The organism is Mesorhizobium sp. PAMC28654, from assembly GCF_020616515.1.
GTDB lineage: Bacteria > Pseudomonadota > Alphaproteobacteria > Rhizobiales > Rhizobiaceae > Mesorhizobium.
In genome coordinates, this window is the sequence record NZ_CP085135.1 from 876,071 (window position 1) to 889,385 (window position 13,315).

11 protein-coding genes are annotated in these 13,315 nt (G+C 60.7%); 6 read left to right on the forward strand and 5 right to left on the reverse strand.

What is annotated here, in order from left to right; genetic code table 11:
* Entirely contained in the window at positions 1 to 897 is an 897-nt protein-coding gene (locus LGH82_RS04300) for a DUF2182 domain-containing protein (protein WP_227349474.1), read from the reverse strand.
* A 112-nt stretch (positions 898 to 1,009) separates the two neighbouring features.
* Between LGH82_RS04300 and LGH82_RS04305 the strand changes: the two genes are divergently transcribed.
* Positions 1,010 to 2,221, forward strand: a complete 1,212-nt coding sequence (locus LGH82_RS04305) for a UbiH/UbiF family hydroxylase (RefSeq protein ID WP_227347436.1) — start codon at positions 1,010 to 1,012, stop codon at positions 2,219 to 2,221.
* 163 nt (positions 2,222 to 2,384) lie between these two features.
* Positions 2,385 to 2,708, forward strand: coding sequence for a heat shock protein HspQ (gene hspQ / locus LGH82_RS04310; protein WP_227347437.1), 324 nt, complete (start codon positions 2,385 to 2,387; stop codon positions 2,706 to 2,708).
* A 77-nt stretch (positions 2,709 to 2,785) separates the two neighbouring features.
* Here hspQ and LGH82_RS04315 read toward each other — a convergent pair whose 3' ends face one another.
* Positions 2,786 to 3,415, reverse strand: coding sequence for an invasion associated locus B family protein (locus LGH82_RS04315; protein WP_227347438.1), 630 nt, complete (start codon positions 3,413 to 3,415; stop codon positions 2,786 to 2,788).
* A gap of 232 nt (positions 3,416 to 3,647) precedes the next feature.
* Here LGH82_RS04315 and LGH82_RS04320 point away from each other — a divergent pair, with 232 nt between their 5' ends.
* The 4 genes from LGH82_RS04320 to mgtE all read left to right on the forward strand — a co-directional run bounded on the left by LGH82_RS04320 (position 3,648) and on the right by mgtE (position 10,326).
* A complete protein-coding gene (locus LGH82_RS04320; protein WP_227347439.1) occupies positions 3,648 to 5,468 on the forward strand; it encodes an extracellular solute-binding protein in 1,821 nt (606 codons plus the stop codon).
* An 85-nt stretch (positions 5,469 to 5,553) separates the two neighbouring features.
* Positions 5,554 to 6,234, forward strand: coding sequence for a DsbA family oxidoreductase (locus tag LGH82_RS04325; protein WP_227347440.1), 681 nt, complete (start codon positions 5,554 to 5,556; stop codon positions 6,232 to 6,234).
* Between the two features lie 552 nt (positions 6,235 to 6,786).
* On the forward strand, positions 6,787 to 8,673 hold the full coding sequence (locus LGH82_RS04330; RefSeq protein WP_227347441.1) for an ABC transporter ATP-binding protein/permease: 1,887 nt from the start codon (positions 6,787 to 6,789) through the stop codon (positions 8,671 to 8,673).
* A 288-nt stretch (positions 8,674 to 8,961) separates the two neighbouring features.
* Entirely contained in the window at positions 8,962 to 10,326 is a 1,365-nt protein-coding gene (mgtE, locus tag LGH82_RS04335) for a magnesium transporter (RefSeq protein WP_227347442.1), read from the forward strand.
* 87 nt (positions 10,327 to 10,413) lie between these two features.
* Here the strand turns inward: mgtE and gor are convergent, their stop codons facing one another.
* The 3 genes from gor to rpiA form a co-directional block, all read right to left on the reverse strand.
* The gene (gor, locus tag LGH82_RS04340; protein ID WP_227349475.1) at positions 10,414 to 11,805 is read right to left on the reverse strand and encodes a glutathione-disulfide reductase; all 1,392 of its coding nucleotides are present in this window, start codon (positions 11,803 to 11,805) and stop codon (positions 10,414 to 10,416) included.
* A 123-nt stretch (positions 11,806 to 11,928) separates the two neighbouring features.
* The gene (locus LGH82_RS04345; protein ID WP_227347443.1) at positions 11,929 to 12,549 is read right to left on the reverse strand and encodes a DUF2059 domain-containing protein; all 621 of its coding nucleotides are present in this window, start codon (positions 12,547 to 12,549) and stop codon (positions 11,929 to 11,931) included.
* On the reverse strand, positions 12,536 to 13,267 hold the full coding sequence (gene rpiA, locus LGH82_RS04350; RefSeq protein ID WP_227347444.1) for a ribose-5-phosphate isomerase RpiA: 732 nt from the start codon (positions 13,265 to 13,267) through the stop codon (positions 12,536 to 12,538). The genes LGH82_RS04345 and rpiA overlap by 14 nt, the downstream gene beginning before the upstream one ends.
* Positions 13,268 to 13,315: the final 48 nt, after the last annotated feature.

Below are 13,315 nucleotides of genomic sequence, written 5' to 3' on the forward strand. Positions count from 1 at the left end.
TCAAGCCGAGACTACTAGTAGCGCGGCTGCCCAGACAAGCAGTATCGCACCGGCCAATCGCGTTGGAAGCCTGCTTGCGGTTTGTTTTTCGATCAAGGTGAACAGCCCGATGACAGCCATCCAGAATATGTTCATCACCCCAACCGCGAACATCACCAGCATCAGCGCCCAGCAACAGCCGAGACACCATATGCCTTGCTCCATGCCAAGACGGAAAATGCGGAGAGGTCTTGCGCTCCAGTTCGCGAACAGGATCGAGAACGGGTTTTTGCACTTGTCCAGGCAGGCTTGCTTGAGGCCGCTGAACTGGTATAGGCCGGCACCCAGCAATGCTAGGGAACCCGCGAAGCCAACGGCCGGATCGAGCATCTGCCCGGTTGAAGCGAATGCATGGACCATGAGCGTCAAGGCCGCGAACGCCACGGAAGCCACGAACCAGACGCTCAGGTACCCCGCGACCAGCACCAGCGGATGGACGACCGGCTCACCCTTGATGCGGGCCGTATCGGCGATCTCGCAATAGGTGCGGATCATCGGTGCCGCCGACGGCAGCATCGTGGCTATCGCCATCAGGAACCACATCAAGACCAGCGCGACTGATTGTTGACCGGCATTCGCGCCAACCGGCAATGGCGCAAGGCAGAGGCCAAAGAACCGTTCGAGGACGTCCGGCAGCGGCAAGCGCGGAAAGTGTCTGAGCACAGCGTCTCCGGGTGCATCGGCGCCCGGCAGCCTGCTCTCCGCACCGCGAATCGCCATCGCGCCGAGAAGCAGCCAGGCCAGCGCAATGCCCGCCCCAATGATCACGTTTACAGTGATGCGCGGATTGCGCGCGACGTTTGCCGTGGCGCGGCCGGCGCGGTCGAGGTGGCTGAAATCGTCTGACTGGCCGCTCATGGCAATCGAATGGGCCGAATCGCCGCGTTGATCAAGCCGCTTGATGTGACCTATATACTTATCAACGGGATGGTCGGGCAGACCGCCCTTCATGACAATCCGGAATCCGATCTTGGAGCATCAGAATACAGGGCGGATATTGGTCGCGGGCACAGGGCCCGCGGGGCTGATCGCGGCGCTTGGCTTCGCGGCTGCCGGGTTTCCGGTCACACTCGTTGGAACGGAGGCCAGCGCCCAGGACAGTCGCACCACTGCCCTGATGAACCCTGCCCTGAAGGTGCTCGAGCGAATAGGCGTTCTCGATGGCCTAAGGCCCATGGCCGCGCCCCTCAAGGTCATGCGTATTGTGGACGCGACCACACGGCTGATCCGCAGTCCGGTCGTCACGTTTCGCGCCAGTGAAATCGACGAGGAGCAGTTCGGGCTGAATTTGCCCAACCGCGCGCTCTATCCGGCGCTCGCTGGGGCTGTCGCGGCGCATTCCGGGATAGAATGGCGAAAGTCGCTGGTGGAAACCTGGCATCTCGACGCCGGACACGTCCAAGCGACTCTGTCTGACGGAAGCGAGACCTCGGCGTCTCTGGCGGTTGCCGCCGACGGACGGATGTCGCCGGCCCGTGAGGCGGCGGGCATCTCCACGTCTGTCCGATCCTATCCGCAGGCAGCCCTGGTTCTCAATTTCGAACATCGCGGCGATCACGCCTTCACGTCGACGGAATTCCACACCGAGACCGGTCCGTTCACGCAAGTTCCCCTGCCCGGCAATCGTTCAAGTCTCGTCTGGGTCCTGAGGCCTGAAACCGCCAGGGAACTCGCGGCGCTGGATGACCTCACCCTGTCGACGCGAGTCGAACAACGCATGCAGTCGATGCTGGGGCGCGTATCGGTCGAGCCCGGCAGGCAGATCTATCCGCTTTCGACCGTAACGCCCCGGCGCTTTGCCCGGGATCGGGTGGCGCTTGTCGGCGAAGCCGCCCACGTCTTCCCACCGATTGGTGCGCAAGGCCTTAATCTCGGCATCAGGGATATTGACGATCTCATTGGAATTTCTTGCGAAAATCGAGCCGACCCGGGTGCGGCCAAGGCCTTGGCCACCTACGATTTCAAGCGCCGACCCGACATTCTGGCACGCAGCAGCGCGGTCAACCTGCTCAACATGTCGCTGCTCTCCGACATGCTGCCGGCCCAGGTGGCGCGCAGCGCCGGTCTTGGTGTGCTCGGCGGCTTCTCACCACTTCGCGCCTTCTTCATGCGCGAGGGCCTGCGGCCCGGCAGCGGTTTTGCAGCGCTCGCGGGTGGCCTGAGGAAGCAGGTCAAGCGATAGCGCCTGCCGCACTCGATAGCCCGATGACATCGGAGATTTTTGCGCTCGCCCGAAACCCTTGCGGCGGGTTGGTGCGTAGCTTGATCAGGCGCCGGGCGCTTCGGGATTGAATTGATGCGGCGTCTGCGCCAAATAAAGCCAAGGATTTCAAGTGGTGAGTACGATGAAAACAGCCAAATTCTCTATCGGACAGGTGGTTCGCCACCGGCTGTTTCCATTCCGCGGCATCATTTTTGATGTCGACCCGGAATTCGCCAACACCGACGAGTGGTACGAGGCGATACCGGCGGATGTCCGTCCGCGCAAGGATCAGCCCTTCTACCATCTGCTGGCCGAGAATTCGGAGACCGAATACATCGCCTATGTGTCGGAGCAGAACCTGCTTGAGGACCAGTCGGGCGAGCCGGTCCGACATCCACAGATCGGCGAGATGTTCGACAAGATGGCTGACGGGCACTACGAGCCGAAACGTCAGTCCAGGCACTGAACAGCCCGGTCCGAAAATGAAAAAAGCGGGGCCTGGACCCCGCTTTTTTGTTTGTTGGCTCGAGCCTTGCCGGCCGATCAGTTGGCGGTCTTGGCCTTTTCCTGCTCGTCCTTGAGCTTCTTGGCGAAGTCCTGGTTGTTCTTGGCCACGAAATCCTGGAGCTTCTTCTGCCGGTCTTCGATGTCCGACTGCTGCATCGGCGGGCCGTCATAGGCGCCGCTGAAGCCCTGCAAAGCAATCTTGACCGGATTCGGCTGATTCTGGAAATTGATCGAGGCAACTGTGATCGCCTGTCCTTTCTTGAAGGACGCGATGAGCGCGTCGGTCAAGGGGACTTCCGCCACGCAACGATCCGGAAAACAGACCACATAGCTGAGGGTCTGAGTCTTGCCGGCGTCGATCTGGAGGCCAACGCCGGGAGTAACCAGACGGCCGGTCGGGACCGTCACTTGGAACACCTTGCGGTTAACCTTGCCCTTGAGTTCGATCAGGCTTACCCCGGTGACGAGCTGGCCGTTGCCGGCGGTCACGATGTTCTGGACGTTGCAGATGTCGACGTCTTCCTGCTTGGTGCAGGCCTTGAACCAGCCTTGCGGGACCTGTTGTTGCTGCTGTGCGGAAGCAGCGGGAAGTTCGGCGCCCAGAAAGCCGACCACGCCAGCGGCCATGACCGAAAGGCGGTATGCGTTGCTCTTCAGGCTCGTCATGTCGTGCATTTCCTCTCAAATGATCCCAGGCACGGCTTGTTGGTGCCGTGCGGTCCAGCTACCTGTTGCCGAAATGAGGCAACAGAATGACTTCGGACGGCGTGTTACACTGCAAGCGATGCCGAATCCAGCCCGATACTTGTAATTCTTAGAAGCGCGATCGGTCGGCCCGCCGCCGCATCGTGGTAGGGTAAGCTCCGAATCATCAAGCCGACCCATTAAGGAGACGGTCATGGGCCGCGTTCTTGTCTGGCTGATCACCGCGATATCATTTGTCCCCCTCTCGCTCCAGCCGGCCGTTTCGGAACCGAAGCATGCCATCGCGATGCAGGGCGAGCCGGCGTTGCCGGGCGACTACCAGCATTTCGACTACGTCAATCCCGATGCGCCGAAGGGCGGCAACATCACCTATTGCGTGGTCGGCAGCTTTGACAATCTGAACCCGTTTATCCTGAAAAGCCTGCGCACCACGGCACGCGGCATGATGGATACGATTTTCGGCAACCTCGTCTTCGAGCCGCTGATGCAGCGCAATGCCGACGAGTCCTTCAGCCTCTATGGTCTGCTCGCCGATACCGCCGACATGGATCCGGAACGCAAGACGATAGAATTCCACCTCGATCCCAAGGCGAAATGGTCGGACGGCGAACCGGTTACCCCGGAGGATGTGCTGTTCACCTACGAGGTCTATACGGACAAAGGTCGCCCGCCCTATAGCGAACGCATGGCCAGGGTCGCCAAGCTGGAAAAGACCGGCGATCACAGCGTGCGCTTCACCTTCAACGACAAGGCCGATCGCGAGTTTCCGCTGATCATCGCGCTGACTCCGATCATTCCCAGGCACGCCTTCGACAAGGACACCTTCGACAGGACAACGTTGAAGCCACTGATCGGCAGCGGGCCCTATACTATTTCCCAGGTCTCCCCCGGCCAGCGCATCGTGTTCAAGCGCAACCCTGACTATTGGGGCAAGGATATTCCGTCGAAGCGCGGCTTCGACAATTACGACCAGATCACCATCGAGTATTTTCTCAACGCCAATGCCAAGCTCGAGGCGTTCAAGAAGGGCATCTGCGCCATCAATGACGACAGCGATCCGGTAAAGCGCGAGCGCGATCTCGACTTCCCCGCCTTCCACAAGGGTGAGGTGATCGCCGAAACCTTCGATACCGGCATCCCGCCGGTCGTTACCGGATTCCTGTTCAACACGCGGCTGCAGAAATTCTCCAATCCCGTCGTTCGGCGCGCGCTCGGCATGCTCTATGATTTCGAATGGGCGAACAAAAACCTGTTCGGCGGCAAATACACGCGCACCATGAGCTATTGGCAGAACTCCGAACTCTCCGCGCTCGGCCATCCGGCCGACGAGCGGGAAAAAGCGCTTCTGGCGCCCTACCCTGGCCGTGTCCCGCCCAATGTCATGGATGGCACATACCGCCCGCCGGTCACCGATGGGTCGGGCCAGGACCGCAAGGTTTTGAAGACCGCCTTCGATCTACTGAAGAGTGTCGGTTACGGGGTGCGGAACGGCGTGATGCTGGATCCCCAGGGACAGCCTTTCAGCTTCGAGATCCTGACCTCGTCGCAGGACGAGGAACGCCTGGCGGGCATCTATCAGCGCACGCTGGAGAAGATAGGCATCAACGTCACCATTCGCAGTCTCGACGGCGACCAGATCCAGTCTCGCAAGCAGCGCTTCGATTTCGAGGTTCTGATTGGTGCGAGCGGGTTCAACAATTCGCTTTCGCCCGGCATCGAGCAGATCGGGCGCTGGGGATCTTCGGCAGCAAAGGCCGAGGGTTCGTTCAACCTTGCCGGTATTGCCGATCCGGCCGTTGACGCGGCGATCGAAGCGATGCTCATGGCCCGCGAGAAGCCGGACTATGTCGCTGCCGTCCGCGTTCTCGACCGGTTGTTGATCTCCGGAAACTACATGGTGCCGATGCAATACAACACGCAGCAATGGATTGCATATTGGAACTATCTGGAACACCCGCAAAAGACGCCCATATATGGCTATCAATTGCCGACATGGTGGCGCAAGCCGAACTGAGCCTGGTCTGGAGAACCGGGATCTATCCGGTTTCGGATAAGGCAATGTCCAAGGAAACGGGTTCTTGCTGGACAGGAGATCAAGAATGAGCGAGATGAACTCCATCACCGTCGATGTGGTGTCCGATGTCGTCTGCCCCTGGTGCTTCATTGGCCAGAAGCGGCTGGACAAGGCGATTGCGTCGGTTGGCGACGTCGACATCCACATACGTTGGCGGCCCTTCCAGCTTGATCCCACCATCCCGCCCCAGGGCCAGGATCGTCGCGAATATATGATGGCCAAGTTCGGCAGCGAGCAGCGCATCAGCGAGATCCATGCCCGGATCGAACCATTGGGCGAAGCCGAGGGCATTTCATTCGCATTTGATGCGATCAAGGTTGCTCCCAACACGCTGGATGCGCACCGCCTGATCCGCTGGGCCGGGGCTGTCGGAGAAGATGTGCAGAACCGGTTGGCGCGACGCCTGTTCCAGCTGAATTTCGAGGAAGGCGCCAATATCGGCGACCATGGGGTGCTGACCGAAGCCGCCCGCGAGGCCGGCATGGATGCGTCGGTGGTCGAAACACTTCTGCCAACGGACGCCGATGTCGATTCTGTCCGAACTGAAATCGCCACGGCTTCACGCATGGGCATCACCGGTGTGCCCTGCTTCCTGCTCGAAGGGAAATATGCGGTCATGGGCGCACAGGACGCCGATACCCTGGCCGATGCCATCCGTCAGGTCGCCGCTGCCAAGGCAAATGGCGAGTTGGAACGCGCGGACTGAGCAGTAGCATGGCCGCCGCTGCGATGCTTCGCGCCCACGGCCGTGGCGAAGGCGGTCACCCGCTCCGCATTGAAGGCTGATCTAGGCTGATTCGAAGGCTTCTGAACCCGACCGCCGGCGGCCCGAATAGCGCATCAATCTCGGTATTTTCCGCGCATTTCAGTCAGTTCGCGGTAAGAAAAATCGCCAAACAGCCTGCCAAAAGCGTTCACGAAGCCGTGTCACCACCTTCCCTAAGGTAAACTGGATGACGCGGGCGAGTTCTTTCACCAAGCCGTTGAAATAATTGAAAATAACCAAGCTTTGAAGTCCGCCCGTCGGACTGGGCGTCTGTTTGACCTGTTGCGTCGGGGCAACGGCTCGCGTGTATCGCTTCACAGTCGCCGGGATAAAATTAATAGAAAATGATCAATTGGTGTTACCCTTCGTAACAAAGCAAAAAAGGGTTTGGGCGGGATTGTGATTCGGGTCGGTAGACCACCGCGACAGTCAGTGACGGAAGGAATGCCCCGCGATGCCGAGAGGCCGTCGCCCTTGACCCCGGTGTCCTCAATGCGGACCTTCTGGGGACTGATGCGGGCCTACTGGCTCTCCGACCGGTGGAAGGAAGCCTGGACGCTGACACTGGTGATCGCGGCGCTGACCGCGCTATCGAGCAAGGCTGATGTCTGGTTCACCAGAGCGTCGGCGGAGTTGATGAACTCGATCAGCTTTTTCCATGACGCGGCGAATGTAACCCCGGTTCAAACGTTGCTCGGCAACGCCGCCCTCCTCGTTTTCCTGGTTGTGCTGAAGGATGCGGGCATTACGGGGATCCGCAATCTTGTGTCGACCACTCTGCATCGCAAATGGCGCGGTTGGGTGAATGGACGCTTCAACGACGCGCTGCTCGATGGCAATCACACTCATTTCCACGCGCAACATGGTTCGCCCGCGGCGGCGGCGCCTGACAACATCGACCAGCGCGTCCAGGAATCGATCAAGGATATGACCGCTGGCGCGATTGGCTTGGCCATGGGGGCGTTTGGCGTTGCCACGGCGCTATATTTCCTCGGCGGGGAATTGTTGCGGAATTCTGTTGCCGTCAAGGGGCTCGACTTCCTGGGCGATTACGGCACAGCCGTTCTGGCCTTGCTGGCGGTCGCGCTCTACGTGCCCTTCAATACCTGGATCGCAGTCAAACTGGGCGGCATGCTCGAGCGATTGAACATCAGGATGCAAAAGGCCGAGGGCAGCTACCGTGGCGAGCTGACGACCTTTCTGCGTCGGAGCTTTCATGTCGCGGCCTCGAAAGGCGAGGTCGTCCAGAAGTCGATTCACAATCGGCTCTACGACGATATCGACAACACGTGGTCACGCCTCAACATCATCAACACAATCTATATGGGCTTCGAGCTGGTCTATAATTTCGTGGGCGCCCGCATCGTCGCCTATGGCCCTGGGCTTGTGCCGTTCATTCACAACGGCCTTGATCTGAAGGGCTATCTGACGGGTTCGGAACAGATCAACGCGCTGATCCAGCGCTGCTCCTACTTCATCCATGTGATGCCTGCCATCGCCACGCTGCGCGCCAACAGCCAGCGCGTCACCGAGCTGGCCAATGCGATCGAGAACGTCCAGCACCCGCAGGAATTCTACAGCCAGACCGGCCGCTCCGACTTCCGCTACGACCGTCAGAACCCGGTTTTCGGCCTGACCATCCAGAAGCTCGAACTGACGCACCAGGGCGAGGATGCAACACCGTTCCTGAGTGCCGCGAACCTGCGCTTCCGTCGCGGTGAGTGGACATTCCTGAAAGGCGAATCGGGCTGTGGCAAGACTTCGCTGATCAAGGCGATCAACGGACTTTGGCCTTATGGCCGGGGAACCATCGTCTTCCCTGACGGCGCTCGAAGCTTTTACGCCGCCCAGGAAGTGAAGCTGCAGCAGGTTTCGCTGAAGCAACTGGTCTGCCTGCCCGGCACCGAACACGATCATTCAGACGCACAGGTCGCGTCGGCATTGTACAAGGCGGGTCTTGGCGATTTCATCTCGCACATGGCCGATGAAAACCGCGAGGGCAAGAGCTGGGACCAGGTCCTGTCGGGCGGTCAGAAGCAGAAGTTGGTCGTGGCCCGCATCGTGCTGCAGCAGCCGGGGCTGCTGTTCCTCGACGAGGCAACCGGCGCGCTCGACCCCGAAGGCAAGATCGCGTTCCATCAGGCGATAAAGGACAACTGCCCGGACGTCACGGTGATCAGCGTGATGCATGAAGCCGTTGCGCCGCGATCGCTTGCAGGCGCCGAGTTCTACCACAGCGTGGTCACGATCGCGGACGGGATTGCAACCAAGAGACCACTGGTTCCGAACCTGCCGGTCGAGCTCACGACAATCCTCGCGCATCCGAAGCCCGTTGAGGAAAGATGGCTGAAATTCTCTCGCCGGATGAAGCAGAAATAACGGCAACGCCATGACGACCAGACGTTGTCGCCGCCGGGTATCGTACAGCGTCACCAACAGCGATCACAGTCGCGCGATTTTCCTTATCCGCCAGTGCTTTCCGCCGTCATTGCGATTGACTTGGCAAGGCGCGCTCCTGTGTTGCGCCGGCTTGCAGAATTCACCCGAAACCCGCGAGCGGAAAGGTTCCCGCGCCATGCCTGGCGACAGTCATAGTCGAACGCAATCGCCGTCCGCCTAGACGTGACCTGATCGGTTCATGTCCTGCCGGACGGCAAGGAGTGAGCCATGAATGAATTTCCCACCATAGCGGACGACGATGCCGTGGCAATCGCCCGCATCCTCGCGAACGATCACGTCGCCGATGTCGTCGAGGCTCTCAACCGGGAACCGCGCGAAACGGCATCGGAACTCCTCAGCGAAGTGCCGTTCGAGCGGGCGGTCGACATATTCGACCAGCCCGAGCTGGACGGAGCGCCTGAACTCATCGAGGCGCTGCCACGCGCCAAGGCTGGCAAGCTGCTCGCCGCCATGTCGGTCGACCGTGCCGCCGACATACTGCGCGAGATGGAGGAGCCGGCACGTTCCGAACTGATCAGCGGGCTTGCGCCGCCGCTTCGCGCCACGCTGCTTGCCATTCTCGGCTACCCTGAAGGCAGTGCCGCCTCACTGATGACCACCGAGTTCGTCAGCGTGCCCGCGGATTGGACCGTGGGCCGAACACTGGACTACATCCGCAAGGTGGAACGGACGCGCGAGACCGTCTACGCGATCTACATCACCGATCCCGAGACCCATGTCCTGCTGCGTTCGACCGGCCTGCGCCGGCTGATCACGGGCGAGCCGGACGATTTGATCACAACGGTCGCGCCGGACCGCACGCCGGTGACCGTCTCGCCGCTGGCCGACAGCGAAAAGGTGGCGCAGCTCATCTCCAAATATGACCTTCTGGCCGTTCCTGTCGTGGAGGGTGGCAAGATCCTCGGCATCGTCACCGTCGACGATATCATCGATACCATGATCGAGGAGACGACGGAGGACGTGCATCGTTTCGGCGGCATGGAGGCTCTGGACGAGCCCTATATGAAGATGAGTTTTCTCGCCATGATCCAGAAGCGCGGCGGCTGGCTCTGCGCGCTCTTCATCAGCGAGATGCTGACCGCAAACGCGATGCAGGCCTACGAAACCGAGCTGGAAAAGGCCATCGTGCTGACCTTGTTCATTCCGCTGATCATGAGCTCCGGCGGCAATTCCGGCTCGCAGGCGACATCGCTCGTCATCCGCGCGCTGGCCCTGCGTGAGATTGGGCTTGGCGACTGGTGGCGGGTGGCGCTGCGCGAACTGCCGACGGGGCTCGTGCTCGGATCGATGCTTGGTGTGGTTGGCATCTGTCGGATAGCGTTCTGGCAGTATATGGGCTTTTACGACTACGGTCCGCACTGGCCGCTGATCGCGGCAACGGTTGGCGCCGCACTTGTCGGCATCGTTACCTTCGGCTCGCTTTCAGGATCGATGCTGCCGTTCGCCCTGAAACGGATCGGCTTTGACCCAGCCAGCGCATCGGCACCGTTCGTCGCTACGCTGGTCGACGTCACCGGACTGGTGATCTATTTTTCGGTGGCGCTGGTGATCCTGCGCGGAACGCTGCTGTAGCAGTCCCCATAGCGGCATATCCGCCGCTATCATTTCTCTCATGCGTGTCGCCAAAACCGTCGCGGCCTTTGGCGACATGCCATGTGGTCAGTCAACCCGCTGGCCGTCTTTCACCCGGTAGGTCGGCTTGTACATGGTCACGAGTTCCTCGGCCGCTGTCGGATGCACGGCCATGGTGCGGTCGAAGTCGTACTTGGTGAGCCCCGCTTTCAACGGGATGCCAAGGAGCTGCGCCATTTCGCCGGCATCCGGTCCCAGAATATGGGCGCCCAGCACCTTTCTCGAAGCGCCGTCGACCACCAGTTTTATCAGCATCTTTTCATCGCGACCGGACAATGTGTGCCGCATCGGCCGGAACGTCGCGCGGTAGATCTCGATGTCGGAAAAGCGCTTGATAGCATCATCCTCCGACAGGCCGACCGTGCCGATCTCGGGCTGTGAGAAGACAGCCGTGGCGATGGTCTCGTGATCTGGCGCCGTCGGGTTGCCCTTGAAGGCGGTCTCGATGAAACACATGGCCTCGTGGATAGCCACCGGCGTCAATTGCACCCGATTGGTGACATCACCGATCGCCCAGACGTTCTGGATATTGGTGCGGGAATACTCATCGACTTTTATGGCGCCGGTGCTGGTCATCTCGATGCCGGCGCCTTCCAAGCCCATGTTCTCGGTATTGGGGATACGGCCGATGGCGAGCATGACCTGATCGACGGTCAGCACCTTGCCGCCGGTGACGAGTGCGTCGAGCCGGCCATCCGGCCGCTTCCTGACCCATTCGGACACTGCGTGGCAGAGGATCTTTATCCCCTTCTTTTCCATCGTATCGTGCAGCATGTGCCGCAGGTCCATGTCGAAACGGCTGAGGATCTCCTTGCCGCGATAGACCAGCGTGGTGTCGACACCCAGACCATGGAAGATGTTGGCGAACTCCACGGCGATGTAGCCGCCGCCTTCGATCATGATCGCCTTTGGCAGTCGCTTGAGATCGAAAGCCTCGTTGGAATAGATGCAATGTTCGTGGCCGGGCAGCGCCGGATGCGCCGCCGGTCGACCGCCAGTGGCGATCAGGATCTGGTCGGCGGTAACCGTGCGATCCTCGCCTAGGAGATGCACCACATGCGGGTCGACGATCATGGCGCGTGAATGAAAGGTCTCGCCGCCAGCGCCTTGCACATTCTTCTCGTATATGGCCTCCAGTCGGCTGATCTCGCGATCCTTGTTGGCGACCAGCGTCGGCCAGTCGAAACTGGCTTCCGGCACTGTCCAGCCATAGCCCGCAGCATCGGCGAAATGCTCCGGAAATTGCGAGGCATAGACGTAGAGCTTCTTCGGCACACAGCCGCGGATGACGCAGGTGCCGCCATAGCGGTATTCCTCGGCGATGCCGACGCGCTTGCCGAGCGCGGCGGCGACGCGCGCCGCCCTCACCCCGCCCGAGCCGCCGCCGATGACGAAAAGATCGTAGTCGTAACCGGCCATCATGCAGCTCCTGGAGAAAGAACAATCGCGTCACAGGTAGGCTGCAAACCACCAAAAGAAAAGCCCGGACGAGGCCGGGCTTTGCTGATTGGGATCGCGGCCTAGCCGCCTGAAAACTCAGGATTAGTTCTGCGAATCGTCGGCGGGAGCCGTACCATCGGCAGGTGCTGCGCCATCTGCCGGTGCTGCCGCACCGTCCGCGGGAGCCGTTGCATCGGCCGCCGGTGCTGCCGGCGCCTTGGCCTTGGCGGCAGCGGCCAGCGTCTCTCCAACCTGCTGGGCGAGATCACGGGCAATGCCATTCTGCCAGATGTCGGCGGCCTTCACCAGTTCACGCGTCACATTCGGGCCATTGTCGAGCAGCTTCTTGCCCGCATCGGAGCTGTAGAAAGTAGCGATATCCGTCAGCTCCTTTTCGGAAAACACCTTTGCATAGGCAAGGGAGGCCTCCTTTTCGAGATCGGCGCGACGCGCCGCCAGCGCCATTGCCTTTTCGGCGATAGTCTTGCTGATGAGCTCCTGCAAGTCCGGATTCTTCTGGATCAGCTGCGACTCGAGCGCGGCCGCCGCGTTCGGCAGGATGTTGTCGAACGAGTCCGTCGCGTGAATCGCCTCGACGGCGGCGCGGGCGGCCTTCAGGTGCGAGTCCGTGACATCCTGCGAAAACGCGGGCGAGGAAAACGCGAAAACCGCCGAAGCCGCCACAATGGCGGAAAAGCGACGAACCCGGTTATGCAACGTCATGATTGATAGAACTCCCTGGTTTTCGGGCGGCATGGACGGTTTGGATACCGTCGCCGCCGGCGATGATGGCCGCTGACGCCAGCCCGATGAAAAGACCGTGCTCGACCACGCCAGGAATGGCGTGGAGAGCATTCGAAAGCGCTCTTGTATCCGGAATGCGGCCAAAAGATGCATCGAGGATAAAATGGCCGCCGTCTGTAACAAATGGCTGGCCCCCCGTCATCCTCAATGTAACGGGACCGGAAAGACCGAGGCTTGTGGCTGCCGCGCCGATCGCGATCTCGGTGGCACGCAGGCCGAATTTGTTGACTTCGACGGGCAAGGGGAAGCGTCCAAGCGTTTCGACCATCTTTGAGCGGTCGGCGATGACGATCATGCGGGCCGAAGCCGCCGCGACGATCTTTTCGCGCAGCAGCGCACCGCCGCCACCCTTGATCAGGGTCAGGGCAGGATCGACCTCGTCGGTGCCGTCGACGGTCAGGTCAAGCTCGGGCGTGTCCTCCAATGTCGACAGCGGCACGCCGAGTTCGCGGCACAGCGCGGCCGTGCGCTCCGAAGTCGGGACGCCGATGATGGTCATGCCCGTGGCAACCTTCTCGGCCAGCAGCCGCACGAATTCTTCAGCGGTGGTGCCAGTGCCGATGCCGAGCCGCATGCCATCCGTCACATGCGCCAGGGCCGCCCGTGCGGCCTCGACCTTCAATTGTCTCGCATCCATACCGTTTATTGCCCTTAGGGACCGCCTGAGTGGGCTCCTAGCATTTTT

Excerpts from the sequence above, each read along its gene's own strand:
- LGH82_RS04300 (WP_227349474.1), bottom strand. The coding sequence starts at position 897 with ATGAGCGGCCAGTCAGACGATTTCAGCCACCTCGACCGCGCCGGCCGC.
- hspQ (WP_227347437.1), top strand. The coding sequence starts at position 2,385 with ATGAAAACAGCCAAATTCTCTATCGGACAGGTGGTTCGCCACCGGCTG.
- LGH82_RS04315 (WP_227347438.1), bottom strand. The coding sequence starts at position 3,415 with ATGACGAGCCTGAAGAGCAACGCATACCGCCTTTCGGTCATGGCCGCT.
- LGH82_RS04320 (WP_227347439.1), top strand. The coding sequence starts at position 3,648 with ATGGGCCGCGTTCTTGTCTGGCTGATCACCGCGATATCATTTGTCCCC.
- LGH82_RS04325 (WP_227347440.1), top strand. The coding sequence starts at position 5,554 with ATGAGCGAGATGAACTCCATCACCGTCGATGTGGTGTCCGATGTCGTC.
- LGH82_RS04330 (WP_227347441.1), top strand. The coding sequence starts at position 6,787 with ATGCGGACCTTCTGGGGACTGATGCGGGCCTACTGGCTCTCCGACCGG.
- mgtE (WP_227347442.1), top strand. The coding sequence starts at position 8,962 with ATGAATGAATTTCCCACCATAGCGGACGACGATGCCGTGGCAATCGCC.
- gor (WP_227349475.1), bottom strand. The coding sequence starts at position 11,805 with ATGGCCGGTTACGACTACGATCTTTTCGTCATCGGCGGCGGCTCGGGC.
- LGH82_RS04345 (WP_227347443.1), bottom strand. The coding sequence starts at position 12,549 with ATGACGTTGCATAACCGGGTTCGTCGCTTTTCCGCCATTGTGGCGGCT.
- rpiA (WP_227347444.1), bottom strand. The coding sequence starts at position 13,267 with ATGGATGCGAGACAATTGAAGGTCGAGGCCGCACGGGCGGCCCTGGCG.